At 38.7% G+C, this 17574-nt stretch carries 17 protein-coding genes and 1 tRNA gene; 11 read left to right on the top strand and 7 right to left on the bottom strand.

Annotation, left to right across the window (positions count from 1 at the left end):
- The first annotated feature begins 9 nt into the window (after window positions 1-9).
- From gcvH to SKC35_RS04230, 5 genes are read left to right on the top strand one after another with little or no spacing between them, the layout of a single operon-like run.
- A complete protein-coding gene (gene gcvH / locus SKC35_RS04250; protein ID WP_377978199.1) occupies window positions 10-390 on the top strand; it encodes a glycine cleavage system protein GcvH in 381 nt (126 codons plus the stop codon).
- Window positions 391-435: 45 nt separating this feature from the next.
- The gene (locus tag SKC35_RS04245) at window positions 436-1728 is read left to right on the top strand and encodes a dihydroorotase (RefSeq protein ID WP_377978198.1); all 1293 of its coding nucleotides are present in this window, start codon (window positions 436-438) and stop codon (window positions 1726-1728) included.
- Complete coding sequence (locus SKC35_RS04240) at window positions 1718-2239, top strand: hypothetical protein (RefSeq protein ID WP_377978197.1); 522 nt, start codon at window positions 1718-1720, stop codon at window positions 2237-2239. Before SKC35_RS04245 ends, SKC35_RS04240 begins: the two co-directional genes overlap by 11 nt.
- A gap of 2 nt (window positions 2240-2241) precedes the next feature.
- On the top strand, window positions 2242-2787 hold the full coding sequence (locus SKC35_RS04235; protein ID WP_377978196.1) for a DUF4199 domain-containing protein: 546 nt from the start codon (window positions 2242-2244) through the stop codon (window positions 2785-2787).
- Between the two features lies 1 nt (window position 2788).
- Window positions 2789-3478, top strand: coding sequence for an ABC transporter permease subunit (locus SKC35_RS04230; protein WP_377978407.1), 690 nt, complete (start codon window positions 2789-2791; stop codon window positions 3476-3478).
- Here SKC35_RS04230 and SKC35_RS04225 read toward each other — a convergent pair.
- The 5 genes from SKC35_RS04225 to SKC35_RS04205 are packed head-to-tail and all read right to left on the bottom strand — an operon-like array spanning window position 3471 to window position 8556.
- Complete coding sequence (locus SKC35_RS04225; RefSeq protein ID WP_377978195.1) at window positions 3471-4073, bottom strand: ABC transporter ATP-binding protein; 603 nt, start codon at window positions 4071-4073, stop codon at window positions 3471-3473. The genes SKC35_RS04230 and SKC35_RS04225 overlap by 8 nt on opposite strands.
- Window positions 4074-4079: 6 nt before the next feature.
- Window positions 4080-4850, bottom strand: coding sequence for an acyl-ACP--UDP-N-acetylglucosamine O-acyltransferase (gene lpxA / locus SKC35_RS04220; protein WP_377978194.1), 771 nt, complete (start codon window positions 4848-4850; stop codon window positions 4080-4082).
- Window positions 4851-4860: 10 nt separating this feature from the next.
- Window positions 4861-6255 (bottom strand): bifunctional UDP-3-O-[3-hydroxymyristoyl] N-acetylglucosamine deacetylase/3-hydroxyacyl-ACP dehydratase, encoded by a 1395-nt coding sequence (locus SKC35_RS04215; protein ID WP_130896800.1) that lies wholly within the window; start codon window positions 6253-6255, stop codon window positions 4861-4863.
- Window positions 6256-6263: 8 nt separating this feature from the next.
- Window positions 6264-7271, bottom strand: a complete 1008-nt coding sequence (gene lpxD / locus SKC35_RS04210; protein ID WP_377978193.1) for a UDP-3-O-(3-hydroxymyristoyl)glucosamine N-acyltransferase — start codon at window positions 7269-7271, stop codon at window positions 6264-6266.
- Window positions 7272-7311: 40 nt separating this feature from the next.
- Complete coding sequence (locus SKC35_RS04205; protein WP_377978192.1) at window positions 7312-8556, bottom strand: HD domain-containing protein; 1245 nt, start codon at window positions 8554-8556, stop codon at window positions 7312-7314.
- A gap of 87 nt (window positions 8557-8643) precedes the next feature.
- Between SKC35_RS04205 and SKC35_RS04200 the strand changes: the two genes are divergently transcribed.
- A tRNA-Ile gene (locus SKC35_RS04200) sits at window positions 8644-8717 on the top strand.
- 43 nt (window positions 8718-8760) lie between these two features.
- Here the strand turns inward: SKC35_RS04200 and SKC35_RS04195 are convergent.
- Complete coding sequence (locus SKC35_RS04195; RefSeq protein ID WP_377978191.1) at window positions 8761-10014, bottom strand: NRAMP family divalent metal transporter; 1254 nt, start codon at window positions 10012-10014, stop codon at window positions 8761-8763.
- A 90-nt stretch (window positions 10015-10104) separates the two neighbouring features.
- On the opposite strand from SKC35_RS04195, the gene SKC35_RS04190 reads away from it, so the two are divergent.
- Both SKC35_RS04190 and SKC35_RS04185 read left to right on the top strand, forming a co-directional pair.
- Window positions 10105-11247 carry a hypothetical protein gene (locus tag SKC35_RS04190; protein WP_377978190.1) on the top strand — a complete coding sequence of 381 codons (1143 nt, stop codon included), beginning with the start codon at window positions 10105-10107 and terminating at the stop codon, window positions 11245-11247.
- Between the two features lie 4 nt (window positions 11248-11251).
- Complete coding sequence (locus tag SKC35_RS04185; RefSeq protein WP_377978189.1) at window positions 11252-11767, top strand: T9SS type A sorting domain-containing protein; 516 nt, start codon at window positions 11252-11254, stop codon at window positions 11765-11767.
- Here the strand turns inward: SKC35_RS04185 and SKC35_RS04180 are convergent, their stop codons facing one another.
- The gene (locus SKC35_RS04180) at window positions 11768-13855 is read right to left on the bottom strand and encodes an outer membrane protein assembly factor BamB family protein (protein ID WP_377978188.1); all 2088 of its coding nucleotides are present in this window, start codon (window positions 13853-13855) and stop codon (window positions 11768-11770) included. It abuts the gene before it with no gap.
- A 109-nt stretch (window positions 13856-13964) separates the two neighbouring features.
- Here SKC35_RS04180 and rhaT point away from each other — a divergent pair, with 109 nt between their 5' ends.
- The 3 genes from rhaT (at window position 13965) to leuC (ending at window position 17555) form a co-directional block, all read left to right on the top strand.
- Window positions 13965-15017, top strand: a complete 1053-nt coding sequence (rhaT, locus tag SKC35_RS04175; protein ID WP_377978187.1) for an L-rhamnose/proton symporter RhaT — start codon at window positions 13965-13967, stop codon at window positions 15015-15017.
- Window positions 15017-16033, top strand: coding sequence for a GntR family transcriptional regulator (locus tag SKC35_RS04170; protein WP_377978186.1), 1017 nt, complete (start codon window positions 15017-15019; stop codon window positions 16031-16033). The genes rhaT and SKC35_RS04170 overlap by 1 nt, the downstream gene beginning before the upstream one ends.
- Before the next feature lie 118 nt (window positions 16034-16151).
- On the top strand, window positions 16152-17555 hold the full coding sequence (gene leuC / locus SKC35_RS04165; protein ID WP_377978185.1) for a 3-isopropylmalate dehydratase large subunit: 1404 nt from the start codon (window positions 16152-16154) through the stop codon (window positions 17553-17555).
- The last annotated feature ends 19 nt before the right edge of the window (window positions 17556-17574 follow it).

The raw sequence follows: 17574 nt of genomic DNA, 5'->3' as shown, positions 1-17574 counted from the left end.
AATAATCATATGAATTTTCCAAGCGAATTAAAATATACTCAAGAACACGAGTGGATTAAAGTTGATGGCGATGTAGCTATCGTAGGTATCACAGACTTCGCTCAAGGCGAGTTAGGCGATATCGTTTTCGTAGAAGTAGAGACGGTAGGTCAGACGATTGCGAAAGACGGTGTTTTTGGAACAGTAGAAGCGGTTAAGACGGTTTCAGATTTGTTCTTGCCAGTAGCTGGAGAAATCGTAGAATTCAATACAGCTTTAAACAACAGTCCAGAATTAATTAACTCGGATCCGTACGGTGATGGTTGGGTTGTGAAAATCAAAGCGGCTGACGCTGGTGATTTATCCCAATTGATGGATGTAGAAACATATAAATCCTTTATCGGACATTGATTTTAAAACCCTGTTAATCAGGGTTTTTTTATAAGCCAAAAACAAATGCGGATCTTATTCAAACAGATTTTAATTCAGGATAGCCGTTCTTCCTTTTACGGAAAGAAAGTGGATTTACTAGCTTCTAACGGTCAGTGGGTAGAAATTGCGCCACAGATTCAAGTTGAGGCTGATCTAGTTATATCTAACAGCGATCTACAATGGTTTCCTTCTGTAGTCGATCTTCGTGTTCATAATACCTTGCCAGGTGGGGAACACAAAGAGGATTGGACTAGTTTACAAGCGGCGGCTTGGAAGGGTGGGGTTTTAGACTTTTTGCTTTTACCTACAGGTGATCCAGTGCCGCAGCAACCAGAAGCAATTCAGTTTATATCGGGAAAATTAGCAGGTTCTGGTGTATTAGCTTATCCTGCTGCACCGCTAACGTTAGGGAATAAAGCGGAGAACTTTAGCGATTTGATGGATTTACATCAGGCTGGAGCATCTTGGTTTAGCCATGGTGCGGGTGCATTGCAAGACACAGATTTAATGTTAAAGTGCCTGCAATATTTGCAGCCTTTAGCCGCGAAAGTTATTTCACGTCCAGATGTAAAAGGTTTATCCTTATTTGGCCAAATACATGAAGGACTTCAAAGTACGCTCTTAGGTTTAAAAGGTATCCCAGTGCTTGCAGAAACGATGCATGTGAAGCGCGATTTGGATTTATTGGCCTATGTGATGCAACATTCATTTGGCTTGGCTAATCCGGATTTCTCCCTCCATTTTTCTTGTATTTCTACAGCAGAGTCAGTTAGATTGATTAGTGATGCTCAGAAGGCAGGATTACCTGTGACAGCAGATGTCGCGATCTACTCACTTGTTTTTACAGAAGACGCAGTTTCTGATTTTGATACCTTGAAAAAGGTTAATCCTCCTCTAAGGACTGAATCTGATCGTTTAGCTTTATGGCAAGGTTTGAAAGACGGGGCAATTATGGCTGTCGTTTCAGATCACCATCCAGTTGAAGTGGAAAATAAAGAATTGGAATTCGATCAAGCTTCTTTCGGTACGATTGGCTTAGAAACGTTAGCATTAACCTTTATTGACGAAGCGAAAAAACAAGGTCTAACGAAGATTGATAATTATTTATCTCTCGGTGCTGCCGCTTTCTTAGGAATTCAGTTGCCTGAATTGAAGATAGGAGAGACGATGAAAGGTTTCATTATTGTAGCAGATTCACACGTATACACAATCAAAGAAATTGTTTCTAAATCCAAGAATTCGATTTTTATTGGACATACCTTGAAATATAAAATACTAGGTGTATTTAATGGATTAAATTATTCTTATGGTCAATAATTGGTTTGCCGAAATAGGTCGTTTTGTTCTATTAGCTTTGTTATTTGTCCTTTTATTGCTGGCATATAGTTTTATCCTGCAACAATTTGACATTATACCCATAGGTGGTAAAAAAGCACCTACGTATGTTTTTCTGTTGTTTTTTCAATGGTGGTATGTCACACGTTTTCCGAAACGTAACGGTGGTGAAAAGAAGCATTTTTTAGTCTATTTTACGCTTCAATACATCTTGATAATTATTACAGCCCTATTTAGCGCTTATTTTCTTTATTACTTCTTTCAATCTCCTAGCGGAATACAGATGCTAGACGCGTATATTCAACAGAGTTTGTTGGAATTGAATTCATATAAAGAAGTAATTGTCAATCAAGAAGGTGGCGAGTATTATAATCGATTGCATGCAGGAGTCAAATCAATAGATGCTTATAGCATTGCGAAAGATGATTTTGCCCAAAAGATTGCTTTGGGATTCCTGCCTAATTTGTTAATTTCATTGTACTATAAAAAATAAGTATGGAAAACACATCTGAATCAACTGCCTCATCATCTATTATCGCCTTAAAATACGGCTTCATTAATGGATTATTAAGTTTCCTTTTTTCAACGCTTGTTAACGTCATGGGATGGGCTGAACAATTTCAAGAATCCATTAGCTGGATTTCTACCGTTTGGTCATTGGTATTATCTGTTACAATCTCTTATCTCTGCTTACGTGAATATAGAGAGCAAAACGAAGGCTATATCAGTTATGGCCAAGGTTTAGGTTTAGCTACCTTACTGGGTGCGATTAGCGGTTTAGTAGCTGGTGGATTTAATTACATTTATATTCAGTTTATTGACAATACAGTCATTCAGCGCCAAATGGATATCGCCAGAGAGCGGATGGAGGATCAAGGCATGAGTGCAAGTCAGATTCAAAGTGCGGAGGAGATGACAGCTATGTTTATGAACCCAGGAATGCAGTTTGTTATCGTTGTTATTATGAGCGTAATTTTCAATTTCTTATTAGGTTTAATTGTTTCCGCTGTAGTGAAACGTGAAAAACCTGTCTTTGAATAAGATGTTTACTCTTTTAAAGAAAGACGTGTTGGCTTTTTTTAGCTCTTGGATGGGCTGGGGAACCATCTCGTCTTTTTTTATTTTAATGGGTGTTTACGTTTGGGTGATAGATGGAAATCTGCTTGATTACGGATTTGCAGAGTTAACGGTTTTCTTTGATTTAAGTCCTTGGTTTTTCCTATTCTTTGTTCCTGCTCTTTCTATGAATAGTTTTTCTGAAGAAATGGATCGAGGGACATTTCAGTTACTTCGTTCTTTACCAATATCGACTAATCAAATTCTATTTGCGAAATTGGGTGCCTTGGCCTTTATTGTTTTGATAACCTTGTTACCTAGTGTGATTTTCATTCAAACTATCTCGGTATTGGGTTTGCCTGAAAATAATTATGATTCTTCCTTGATTATAGGAGGTTTTATAGCTTTGTTTCTGCTGGTTCTTTGTTTTGTGGCAATGGGTTTATTTGCCTCTAGTCTAAGTAAAAAGCAGCCTGTGGCTTTTATTATAGGACTTGGAATGAATTTTGTCTGTTGGCAAGGAGCTAAGGAAGTACGCTTGGACTTTATAGATTTGTCCTCTCATTATAACCGAATGAGTATGGGAGTATTAAGCTTTAGTGACTTACTTTTCTTTGTAGGATTTATTACACTACTAGTAGGTGTGATTCGTCTAAGACTCAGATTTCTTATTTGAAATCTTGAATGGCTATTTTCTCGTGGCAAAATTCAATCTCTCTCGCCTCGTTGGAAGCAACAATGATTAATTTATGTCGCTGTTGTTCCAGTCGATTAAAGAACCAATTTTTAGCTTGTTCATCAAAATTCGTTGTCGGTTCATCTAGCAAAAGGACTGGTCTGTCTGAAAGTAGGGCAAAACCAAGTTTGATTTTTTGACGCATACCCGAAGAATAGTTCTTGATTAATTTAAATCTACCCGGCTGTAAGTCAATGAAATCCTCCAGTAGTTCTAAAGTGACTGAGGCAGGCAAGTACTTGTTTTTGACCAAAATATCTAGATGTTCCGGTAATGTATATTCTTCAATCAACTCGACATAGGGAGCCGCATAAGTAATTTGACTATAGACAAGCTCTGCATCTATACCGACCATTTCTACAGTTCCTTTATTAGGTAAAGTAAATTGAGCGATTAATTGAAGTAAAGTGGATTTTCCAGATCCATTCGGGCCCGTGATGGCGTAGGAATTACCGGATCGAAAAGTATAGTTGAATTGACGGATGACAAATTCCTGTCTGAACTTTTTAGAAAGATTTTGAACAAGAATTTCCATCGATTATTAGCCTTTCATGATACCCCGCTCTGAATTTTTAACGAAATCTAGAATTTCATTTCTCTCCGTGGTATTAGGTAATTTTGCTTCAATTTCAGCTAAAGCAGCATTCGTATTGAGTCCTTTCAAGTATAAATATCGATAAGCCTCTTGAATAACACTTATTTGTTCATCCGTGTAATTACGACGACGCAAGCCTACGGAATTAATACCAGCATAACTTAATGGTTCACGGCCTGACTTTGTGAAAGGAGGGACATCTTTTCTAACTAAAGAACCACCTGAAATCATTACGTGTTGCCCGATGGTAGCGAACTGGTGTATAGCAGTCGATCCTCCAATAATGGCAAAATCTCCAACTGTAACATGTCCAGCCATTTGTACGGCATTCGCTAAAATACAATGGTCTCCGATAAAGCAATCGTGAGCCACGTGAACATAGGCCATAATCAAGCAGTTTTTGCCAATGACCGTTTTCATCTTATCTGTAGTTCCGCGGTTGATGGTCACACATTCGCGAATGGTAGAATTGTCACCAATTTCAGCAGTCGTAGTTTCTCCTCCAAATTTTAAATCTTGAGGAATGGCGGAAATAACGGCACCTGGGAAAATGCGTACATTTTTACCAATGCGCGCACCCGGATAAATGGTTACGTTTGATCCAATCCATGTTCCTTCACCAATTTCTACATCTTCATGAATAGAAGTGAAAGCATCGACACTTACATTAGCACCGATTTTAGCTTTAGGGTCAATATGAGTTAATTGATGAATCATATATAAAATCTTACGATTTACGTACTAAACTAGCAGTCATTTCTGCTTCACAAACTACTTGGCCAGCTACATAAGCCTTACCAATCATTTTAGCGATACCTCTGCGAATAGGTGCTTGAAGTTCACACTTAAATATGATTGTATCTCCAGGGATTACGCTTTTTCTAAAGCGACAATTTTCAATTCCCACTAAATAGGGCCAATAATTCTCTGGGTCTTCTACTGAGCTCAATACAAGGATACCACCTGTTTGCGCCATAGCCTCCACTTGCATAACTCCTGGCATAACTGGATTGTTTGGGAAGTGACCCATGAAATAATTTTCATTCATCGTCACATTCTTTACACCTACTACGCTGTTGTCATCCAAATAAATGATTTTATCAATCATTTGGAATGGATACCGATGAGGTAAAAGTTCATATACGCGTTCATGCGTGAAAATAGGAGGCTGCTTTGGATCGTAGGTAGGTACTTTGTTCTTCTCCGCGTCTAACATCAATTTCTTGATCTTACGCGCTAATTCTACGTTAGAAGCGTGACCTGGGCGTGATGCTAAAATTTGCGCCTTGATAGGGCGACCTACTAAAGCTAAATCTCCCATTAAATCCAATAACTTGTGGCGAGCCATCTCGTTATTAAAATGCAAGTTAGTATTGTTCAAGATACCCGCCTCTTTAGAAACGGAAATCTTCGGTTTACCTAATACCTCTGATAAATGGGCTAATTCAGACTCTGAATAGTCTTTATCTGCAATGACAATGGCATTATTTAAGTCTCCGCCTTTGATTAAACCTGCTTTATATAAAACCTCTAATTCATGTACGAAACAGAATGTTCTACACATGGAGAAGTCTTTCTCAAATTGAGAAACGTGGCTTAGGTTAGCGTGTTGACTAGAAAGGAATTTTGAATTATAATCCACCATTACCGCCATACGGTAGTCGTTTAATGGTAATGCGGCTAATTCAATTCCATTTTCTAAATCCTTGTAACGTACTTCTTCAGTCAGTTCGAAGAATTTACGGTGTGCATCTTGCTCTACAAGAACTGCGTCTTTTAACGCCTCTACAAATTTGATAGAACTACCATCCATAATCGGAGGCTCTGGTCCATCTAATTGGATTAAAATATTGTCTACTTCTAAACCAACAAGAGCTGCTAATACGTGTTCTACCGTATTGATTCTAGCTCCATTGTGCTCAATGGTTGTTCCGCGTGATGTATCTACGACGTAATCTACATCTGCATCTGCGATAGGTTGACCTGGTAAATCAACACGTTGGAATTTGATCCCGTGGTTTGCAGGAGCAGGTAAAAAAGTCAGGTTGGCAACTACGCCAGTATGCAAACCTACACCAGATAGGGTTACAGCTTTGGTAATAGTATGTTGCTTATTGTTCATACGCGATATTAAGATTCTAATCGTTTTAATAAGTCCGGTAATTGACGTAATAAAGCATTACGTTTCAAATATTCACTATTAGGGGAGGCCGGAGTTCCACCTAATATTTGTCCTTCTTTTCGAACTGTTTTAGTCACTCCTGATTGGGCGGTTACAATGGTTTTATCAGCAATACTTATATGTCCTGCTACACCTACTTGACCGCCGATTAAGCAGTTTTGACCTATTTTAGTCGAGCCAGATACACCTGTTTGGGCTGCAATAGCCGTATTTGCACCCACTTCCACATTGTGGGCAATTTGAACTAAGTTGTCAATTTTTACTCCTTTTTTGATCAAGGTAGAACCCATGGTTGCTCGGTCTATGGTAGCATTCGCGCCAATACTTACGCCATCTTCAATGACCACATTACCTAATTGAGGAATGGTTGAAAAAGTGCCATCTGCTTGTGGTGCAAATCCGAATCCATCTGATCCGATTACTGCATTCGCATGAATAGTACAATTGTTTCCAACTACGGTATCATTATAAATAACAACACCTGGATAAATGACGCAATTGTCTCCGATAGAAACTTTATTTCCGATTGTAACATGCGCAGCAATATACGTGTCCTTTCCAATCGTAGAGCCTTTGCCTATACTAGAAAATTGGCCTAAATATAGATTTAGACCTGTTTTTGCATCATCAGCAATGTAACTAGGTTGTTGAATTCCTGTTTCTTTTACACTCGTAAACTCTTGGTATTTTTGGAGTAAAATAGTGAAGGCGGAGTAGGGGTCTTTAACCTTGATTAAAGTCGCTAAAGGCTTTTCTTTTAAGACTAAATCAGCTGCAACGATGATGGCTGTAGCCTTAGATTGATATAGATAGGATTCGTATTTAGGGTTTGCCAAAAAGGAAATACTACCGGTTTTACCCTCTTCAATTTTATTAAACATACTTATACTTGCTGAACCATCGCCATCTACTGTTCCTTGAATTAATTGGGCTATTTGATCAACAGTAAATTTCATTCGGTCAAACGATGTTTAATAATGGCAATGAGAATTTCCATTAGCTCAATTCTCCTTGCAAATATACGCTCTTTGGACAACAAAAATAGTATTTTTTTACAATCTTGCTTAAAGCCTGTATGGTCGGTAAATCAGATGCTTCGAGTAACTCGACCACTTGACCTTGTTTGTCGACCATTTTGATAGTGTTATCGCCCTGTACGTAGGCAGCATTAGAAGTTGAACCTTCTACGACGAAGTAGGATAATTCCTCGTCGGTTATTCCATATTCTCGTTTGATGTTCTCTTCAATTTCGACTCTTTTTGCTTTAGGAATAGGTTGAGAGCCTAATTTGCAGGTGAATAATTTTCTTGCCAAAAAGTGTGTACACAAATGCTTTAGTATTTTATCGCTTGCATTTTTCCATTCTTTTATGGCTGCCCACACGTCATGATCATCTAATTCGGTGAAGGCAATAAGAAGACTTTCTTTGGTTGAAAATTCCTCCCATGTATAGGTACTTTTCAAGAAAGTTTTCAAGGGAGTAGAGCAAGGTAATTTTTGGCCTTCAGAAATTAAAAATTTAGCCCGACGTAAAATTTGAATTAACATCGTTTCAGCCGCGATTGCCGTTTTGTGCAAATACACCTGCCAATACATTAATCGACGCGCCATTAAGAAATTTTCAGTGGAGTATATCCCTTTTTCTTCAATGACCAATTGCTCATTATTTAAGTCCATCATGCTTAATAAACGTTCAGAGCCTATAAAACCTTCGCGTACACCCGTATAAAATGAATCTCTGCTTAAATAATCTAAGCGATCCACGTCTAATTGTGAGGAGACTAGTTGATGAAAGAATTTACGCGGATATTTATTTTCAAAAATTTCAATGGCAAGGTTTAATTTGCCCTTAAAATGTTGATTCAATTTAGCCATTAATAGGGTAGACACATCTTCGTGTTTTACTTCATTTAATAGGGTGTATTCCAAAACATGCGAGAATGGTCCATGACCAATATCGTGTAATAAAATGGCGATTTCTGCAGCTTCTTGTTCCTCTGTGGAGATTGAATACCCTTTAGCTTTCAAGTTGTCTAATACTTGATCCATCAAATGCATTGCTCCCAAGGCGTGATGAAATCGGGTATGATGTGCACCCGGGTAAACGAATTCTGCTAAACCTAATTGTTTGATACGTTTAAGTCGCTGAAAATAAGGGTGATCAATCAGTTCAAGAATTAATGGATTATTGATTTTTATAAAACCGTAAATCGGATCATTAATAATTTTAGTTGGGTACATGGGAGATTCTTTTCCGAAATTTAGCTAAAAAGGTTAGTATTCCTTAATTTTGTGCCACATTGAATTCCGTAAAAGGATGTACAATGCGGACTTGTAGCTCAGTTGGTTAGAGCATCTGACTCATAATCAGGGGGTCCATGGTTCGAGCCCATGCTGGTCCACATTTTTTTTACCATACTCTCGATAAGGGAGTATGGTTTTTTTTTATCCTATAAATTCCAAATAGAGTAATGTGCCAGCTGCCAATGTCATAATGAATAAAGCTGCGAATCCCAACACATTGGACAATTTCGAATTGGTATTATCCCCCATAATTTCCTTGTTATTAGAAATATGCAGAATGATGGCGATTAAAACAGGTGCCGTCATTCCGTATAATATAGCGGTATATATTAAGGCATCAATGGGGGATATACCTATATAATTCAAAGATAGGCCCACTAATAGAGAGAAGGCGATGATGGAATAAAAACCTTTAGCCTCATGGAATTTCTTATTTAATCCTTGTTCCCAACCAAATGTTTCTGTGAAAATATACGAAAGTGATCCACTTAAAACTGGAATCGCAATGAGACCGGTTCCAATAATCCCAATAGCAAATAGTAAATAGGCCATATCTCCTGCTAGAGGTTTTAGGGCCAAAGCAGCCTGTTCTACCGTATCTATTTGATGAATTCCACTTTTAAACAATACCGTACCCGTCGTTAAAATGATAAAATACATGACAAATCCGGAGAATCCCATGCCAAAATCAACATCCTGCTCCATTTCATGAATAATTTTTTTATTGACGATTATTTTTTTGTGAACATTCATTTCTTCCACTTCTACTGATGCCTGCCAGAAGAACAAATAAGGCGAAATCGTCGTACCTAATATGCCTACTAAAATAGCGATGTATTCTTTAGTGAATTGAATATCAGGTACTAGTGTTGCTTTAATGATTTCTTTAAAATCTTGTTCGTATAAAAAGGGGACAATAAAATACACTACCATGACAATACATAAGTACTTTAGAATAGCTGCAATTTTCGCGTATGGAAGGTAAATAATCAGTCCTAATAATAAAAGGGTAAATAGTACGCTGAAATAGCTTTGGTCGATAGCTGGAAATAATAAGTTCCCTACGGCTCCCATGCCCGCAATGTCTGCCCCAATATTCATCACAATGGCAGGGAAACTAAAGAGTAACATGAGGTATAAAAGGGGTCTCGGATAATGCTTTTTTAAAGTCCCTGTTAGGCCTTGTTTTGTCACTAATCCGATTCTGGCACACATCTGTTGAATGGCGGCCATCAAAGGGAAGGCTATTAAAGCTGTCCAAAGTGTTGATAACCCAAATCCCGCCCCGGCTTGAGAATAGGTGGCTATTCCAGATGGATCATCATCACTTGCTCCGGTGACTAAGCCTGGTCCTAAAAGTTTCCAAAAGCGGGTAATCTTTAATTTTAGTTTCATAATACTTTATCAATATAGTGGTAATTTACTAAGTATGGATTTTGAATCATTATAATTTTGTACATTACATTTATATCTAACCACTTCATAATGCTGTTTCTGTTTCAGTCGATTTTTGTCATGACGCTATTTACTAGTTTTATGACACCTTCGATCATCTTTCTGAAATCACGTGGTACGTTATTCGCAAATCCGAATATCTATCTTGCCATCTTGTTTTTTATCTCTGGTATTTACTGTTTGACCGTCTATTCGATGTCTCTAGGGCATAGTTTGTTGTTTACGGTGTTGTTATACGGCAATTTTTCTTCTATTTATTTTCTGATTGGTCCACTAGTGTATTTTTATCTTCGAAGTTTGCGTACAGGATCTACACAGTTAAAAGCTAAAGATTTATGGCATTTTATCCCCTTTATCCTGGTGTTCTTTGACACGATTCCCTATTATATCTCTCCATATGCCTACAAAGTAGAAGTAGTTAGGCAGGTATTTAGCGATTGGACTTCGATGTTTCGTATTCGCTTAGGTTTTGTCTTCAATGCAGCGCAATTATATGTTCTAAGGCCACTTTTACTAAGTTTTTATACCATCTGGGGAATCAATTATCTGAAGAGAAATCAAGTGTATTTTTTTAAGGCTACTAATTTGGGCAAGTGGCTACTCTTGTTTTTGTCCTTTCAATGGTTGGTTTTTGTGGGTATGAGTTCTGTTTTTTTCGGTGTATGGTTAGAGAATACTGTGGGTTTTACTTGGTTGAATCACCCGAGTGCAATTAAGTATTTATCCTTGGTTGCCTACATGGTGATGGTTTGTACTTTGTATTTCTTTCCACAAGTAATTTATTTAAATGCAGATCGATTTAAGCGTATATTAAATCCTCAGGAAGCTTATTGGTGGAAGATGGATCAGGCGATGAATGATTGTTATATATTTGATAAACCTTTTTTGAACCCCAATTTGACTTTGGATCAATTCGGGGAATTAGTCCAAAAGGATAGTAGAGAATTGCGTGATTTTTTCGAACTTTATCTTTTCACTAACTTTACCGATGAAATGAATCGTTTACGTGTTCAGTTTGCGAAGAAGTTAATAAAACAAGGATGCTTACAGAAAGCGTGTTTGCAGAATTTATATAGTGATTCTGGTTTTGCCTGTTCTGATGATTTGGAGTATTTGTTTACGGAATTTGAAGGTCTAAGCATAAAAGAGTTTATTTCAACATTAAAAAAATAGCGTGATGAAAAGTGTGTTAATGACGATTGTCCTTTTGTGCGCAGTGCAAGTGGTTTATTCCCAAAAAGTAATAAGTTCTGCCATTGGAGCGGGAGGTGCTACAACGGTGGTTGATGGTAAATATTATTCTCAAATCATAGGTCAACAAAGTGCGGTGACTGGTACATCTTCAAACGGGGGGGTAGTTGTTCGTCAAGGATTTAAGCAGCCATCTTTGTTAGAACGTAGTATTGCCGCTTCTGGGATTAAGTTGAATGTGCAAGAAGAAAATCCAATTACTTATACCACATTTCCCAATCCTTTTATCGATAAATTAACGATTGGTTTCTCTTCACCTAGTACCAAACCAACCTTTGTAGCCATTTATGATCAATTAGGTTCAGTTATTTACCAACACATCTACGAGGCTCCCATTAAGGAGATTGTATTTACAGACTTTTCTGGTATTCGGGTGGGCAAATATGTTTTGCACGTGATTTCAGCTGGAAAACCTTTTGCGACTACGATTGTAAAAGAATAATTAGAGGCTAAAGGCAATGTATTTATTCCCTTTAGGAGTTCCTAATTTCGTTCCTCCACAGGCGATGACAATAAATTGTTTTCCATTCACTGCATAGGTGGATGGTGTCGCGAAAGCTGCTGCAGGCAAGGTAATTGTTCGTAGCAGTTTTCCTGTTTTACTAGCATAGATGCGCAATTTTCCATCTTTGGCAGCACCAATAATGAGTAATCCGCTTGCCGTCACGATTGGGCCACCATAATTTTCAGCACCCGTTCCAGTGATCCCTTGTTTAGCTAACGCTGGTTCATCGCCAAAAGGTATTTTCCAAACGTATTTACCTGTATTTAAATCGATAGCATTTAGGGTTCCCCACGGCGGACTGAGTGCAGGTAGTCCTTTTGCGTCTAAGAATTTGATATATCCTGTCATTTGGTAAGGTGATACATAGCTATTAGAAGTTTTAGAAGCTACTTCTTTAGGCAATTCGTCGTTGATAAATGATAGAATATGATCCTTTTCCTCTTTAGATAGATGGTTGAATCCAGGCATCATCCCTTTCCCATTGTTGATTATCTGCTGGATATACGTTTTTGATTTTTTTGAGGAAATGCCTACTAAGGTAGGATAACCACTGAAGGGGTTTCCTTTTTTATCCGCGCCATGGCATGATTGACAATTCGTTTGATAAATTTTTTCACCTGGATTTAAACTGTTTTTTTTTGTGGGTACCATCTTTTGAATCCAAGCCATTTCATTACTATTCACATAAAGAATACCGTTAGGGTCAGCCGCTGCACCTCCCCATTCTCCACCTCCATCAAATCCAGGTAAAATAAGATTTCCTTTTTCACTTGGGGCTGCGTGCCAGCTTTTGTTTAAAGAAGCCAAGGTGTTGATTAATTCCTCTTTATTCTCTGAATAGGGGTTAATGTCGTTATGCTGTATTTCTGAAGATAATCTAGCGTAAGGCTTTGGTAAAGTGGGGTAGGGCTGTGTTAGCCAGGCTTTTTCCCCTTTTAATGCAGATCCCATTACTTTTTTTTCAACGATAGGGAAGAGGGGTTTTCCACTAACCCGATCAAAAAGAAAGACGAATCCTTGTTTGGTTATTTGGGCGACTGCAGGAATTTTTTTACCCCGGTGTGTTACTGTGATCAAATTAGGTGGGGCTGGTAAATCGCGATCCCAAAGATCGTGGTGGGTTGTTTGGAAATGCCAGAGCCGTTTACCTGTTTTAGCATCGAGGGCAATGAGGCAATTGGCAAATAAGTTAGCCCCCTTTCTGTTTCCGCCATAAAAATCGTATCCTGCTGAACCGGTAGGTACAAATAGGATACCTCTTTCGTTATCGACTGCCATCCCTGCCCAGTTATTGGCAGCCCCAGTATGGGTGTTTAAATAGGCATCTTTTGGCCAGGTAGTATACCCTTTTTCTCCTGGGTAGGGAATCGTATGGAAGGTCCAAACTAATTTTCCAGTTAATACATCGAAGGCACGAATATCTCCAGGGGCTGCATCAGCTCCTTCAGATAGGCGAACTGGCATAATGATGAGGTTATGGTAAATGGTGCCTGGTGTATTAGAAATAATAAATTTAGAAGCGGCAATGGCTGGTAAGCCTAGGTGTAAGTCGATTTTTCCTTGTTCACCAAAACTAAGAATAGGTTTTCCTGTCTGAGCATCTAGTGCCCAAAGATTAGGACCTGCTGTATATAAAATGCGTTTCTCAATCCCATTTGTCCAAAAGCTAACTCCGCGCGAAGTACTGGCCCAGTTTTTTAATGGATCGCCAAATCGCCAAATTTCTTTACCTGTCGAGGCGTCTAAGGCAAAAGCTTGAACAGTGGAGCTTACTCCATAAAGTACTCCTTGGGTAATCAGTGGATTTACCTGCATTTGGCCTGAATCCGGAAGATTATATTCCCAAGCTTCTTTCAGCTGATCGACGTTATCGGCTTTTATTTGCGTCAATGTAGAATAGTGGTTGCGATCAGAACCACCTAAATACGCCGCCCAATCGGTTAAATCAGCAGGTTTAAGGGCTAGTATGATGATTAGAATAATTAATTCAATGAAATAAAGTACTTTCCTAGGGTGACTAAGCATAGTTCAGGATGATTATTAAACTAAATTCGGAAGCTGATATTCCAAATCTATCATTATTTTAGGTAATATTAGAAACCTTTTGACTTTGAAATTTATAAACTAACTAAATATGGGTTCTATACTAGGTCTTTTCTTTCATTCCCTTGGCGGTTTCGCCTCAGGATCATTTTACATTCCTTACCGTAAGATTCAAGTGTGGTCTTGGGAAAGTGCTTGGTTAGTGGGGGGAGTATTCTCATGGTTGATTGTCCCAGTTGTGGCGGCCTGGCTCACCATTCCGGACTTTATGGGAATTATTCAATCGATTGATTCGGACACCTTTTTCTGGACTTTTGTTTTTGGGTTATTATGGGGAATTGGAGGTTTGACCTTTGGTTTAGCCATGCGTTATTTAGGGATGTCTTTAGGGATGTCTATCGCCTTAAGTTTGTGTAGTATTTTCGGTGCCTTAGTTCCGCCTATTTACCGGGAATTAGCTGGAGTGGAAGGTGATACGATTTCTCATATCGTAGGAAGTACAGGTGGACAAGTGGTTTTATTGGGGATTTTAGTCTGTGTTTTTGGGATTTTTCTTTGCGGTAAAGCAGGAATGATGAAAGAGAATGAGCTATCTCAAGAGCAGAAGCAAGAAACAATTAAGGAGTTTAGTTTGACCAAAGGTTTGATCGTTGCTACGATTTCTGGACTTTGTTCGGCTTGTTTTAATTTTGGCATTGAAGCAGGTAAGGATATGGCAGACGCTGCGGTGGCTAAAGGCTGTGATCCCTTGTTCCAAAACAATGTCATTTTTATAGTTGTGTTGTGGGGAGGATTTTTAACAAACTTCGTGTATTGCCTGTATTTGAATTTTTCAAATAAGACTTTTGGCGATTATGTAAATGCTTCAGCGCCACTTCGCATGAACTACCTTTTTGCCGCTGTGGCAGGAACAACCTGGTTTTTACAATTCTTCTTTTACGGAATGGGGGAGAGTAAATTAGGAAATGGTGCAAGTTCTTGGATTCTACATATGGCTACTATTATTATGACTTCTAATTTCTGGGGACTTTATTTCAAGGAATGGAAAGGAGTTTCGTCTACCACGATGCGTACTGTAATCGGAGGAATTGTGGTGATCCTTATTTCTGTTATCATTGTTGGGATCGGTAACTCTATTCACTAATGTTGCAACTGATTCAAATCGATGAATTTTCCTCTACGCCTAAGTATCGACAGTTAGCGAATGCCATTATTGAAGGAATTCAACAGGGAAAAATACATAAGGGCGAATTGCTTCCGTCGATTAATGAAGTCAGTTTTGAGCATTTTATGGCTCGGATCACGGTGGAGAAGGGGTATAATTACCTCAAACAGCAAGGAATTATAGATTCTGTTCGAGGAAAGGGTTTCTATATTAAGGTAGATGAAGTGCCTAGGAACCTACGTATTTTTCTTTTATTTAATAAGTTAAGTGTTCACAAGAAAATCATTTACGATGCCTTTGTTAAGGCGATTGGAGACCAAGGGTCTATTGATTTTTACATTTACAATAACGATTTTAATCTCTTCAAAAAGATTGTAGATAGTCGCGATCGAGATTATACGCACATGGTATTGATTCCTCATTTTATGGAGGGAGAGGAGATGGCAATTGATTTGATTAATTCTTTGCCCAAAGAGAAGTTGGTTTTATTGGATAAGTTGTTGCCCGGAATTCAAGGGAAGTTTGGAGCGGTGTATGAAGATTTTGAACATGATATTTACCAAAGTCTACAACAAGCCAAAGAATCATTAGCCACTTACCAGCAAATTCGGCTCGTTTTTCCTACGCAGAGTTATTATCCCAAAGAAATCGTTCAAGGATTCATCAATTTTTGCCGGGATTATGCCTTTGAATATGAGGTGGTGGAATCTCTGAGCGATGTTTCACTGGGTTCAGGACAAGTATACATCACGGTGATGGAGGATGATTTACTAATTTTATTAGAGCGGATTCGCAACGAATCGTTACAATTAGGGAAAGAAATAGGAATTATCTCGTATAACGAAACGCCTATTAAGCGTTTGTTATTTGATGGTATTTCAACGATTTCGACGGATTTTGAAATATTGGGCCGAAAAGCTGCCGAATTGGTTCTTTCTAATGAGCGGGTCAAATGGCAAAACCCCTTCGTTTTTATTTCCCGCGCATCCCTTTGACTTGCATAATATTTGGCAATATTCTACTTTAACAGCCAATTTGCTTTGCATTTTTGCAAAAAAAACGCCATTTTTGTAGCTTAATTATAATTAAAGCGCCTTAAAACTAATTGATATAATGAGCAATTCCCCAACAACCTTATTTGATAAAGTCTGGGATTCACACGTCGTTCGTAAAATTGCTGATGGTCCAGATGTATTTTTCATTGACCGTCATTTTATTCACGAAGTGACATCCCCTGTTGCCTTTTTAGGTCTTGAAACACGCGGTATAGGTGTATTATTTCCAGAGCGTACGTTTGCGACTGCGGATCACAACACGCCTACGATTAACCAGCACTTACCCGTTGAAGACCCTCTCTCTGCGAATCAATTATTGCAATTAGAGAAGAATACAGCGAAATACGGTATTTCTCACTGGGGTTTAGGCAATCCTAAGAATGGTATTGTGCACGTGGTAGGACCAGAAAATGGGATTACCTTGCCAGGTATGACCATCGTTTGTGGTGATTCTCATACGTCTACTCACGGCGCTTTTGGAGCGATTGCTTTTGGTATTGGTACTTCAGAAGTTGAGATGGTGCTATCCTCTCAGTGCATTATGCAGCCTAAGCCTAAGAAAATGCGTATTAACGTGAATGGAGCTTTAGGAAAAGGTGTTACGCCCAAAGACGTTGCTTTATACATTATTTCTAAATTAACGACCTCTGGTGCTACGGGTTATTTCGTAGAGTATGCAGGAGATGTGTTCGAAAAAATGTCAATGGAGGGCCGTATGACGGTTTGTAATTTATCTATTGAGATGGGTGCGCGTGGAGGAATGATTGCTCCAGACCAAACAACATTTGACTATATCGAAGGTCGTGAATTAGCCCCTAAAGGCGCTGATTGGGATGCCCAATTAGGCTATTGGAAAACGTTGAAGACGGATTCCGGTGCTACGTTTGATGAAGAAATTACTTTTCTAGCTTCAGATATTGAGCCGATGATTACCTACGGTACAAACCCAGGAATGGGAATGGGTATCTCTAAGCAAATTCCGAATGCGGATGACGTAGAGGGTGGAGTAACGACCTATGAGAAGTCTTTAGAATATATGGGCTTTGCTCAAAACGATTCCATGATTGGTAAGAAAGTGGATTATGTATTCATTGGTTCTTGTACGAATGGACGTATTGAAGATTTTCGTGCCTTTGCTTCGATTGTCAAAGGTCGTAAAAAGGCAGATCACGTAACGGCTTGGGTAGTACCAGGTTCTCATATTGTGGAAGCACAGATTAGGGAAGAGGGTATTTACGATATTTTGACTGAAGCAGGATTTGCCCTTCGTCAACCAGGATGTTCTGCTTGTTTAGCGATGAACGATGACAAGATTCCAGCTGGTAAATATGCAGTGAGTACGTCTAATCGTAACTTCGAAGGTCGTCAAGGACCGGGTTCTCGTACCTTATTAGCGAGTCCATTAGTCGCTGCGGCGGCTGCAATCACGGGTGTGGTAACAGACCCTAGAGAATTTTTATAAGATCGATTAAATAAAAGCA

The sequence above is a fragment of the Aquirufa originis genome (genome assembly GCF_042714495.1).
In the GTDB taxonomy this organism is placed as follows: Bacteria; Bacteroidota; Bacteroidia; order Cytophagales; family Spirosomataceae; genus Aquirufa; species Aquirufa originis.
This window is presented reverse-complemented; position numbering and strand designations above follow the sequence as displayed.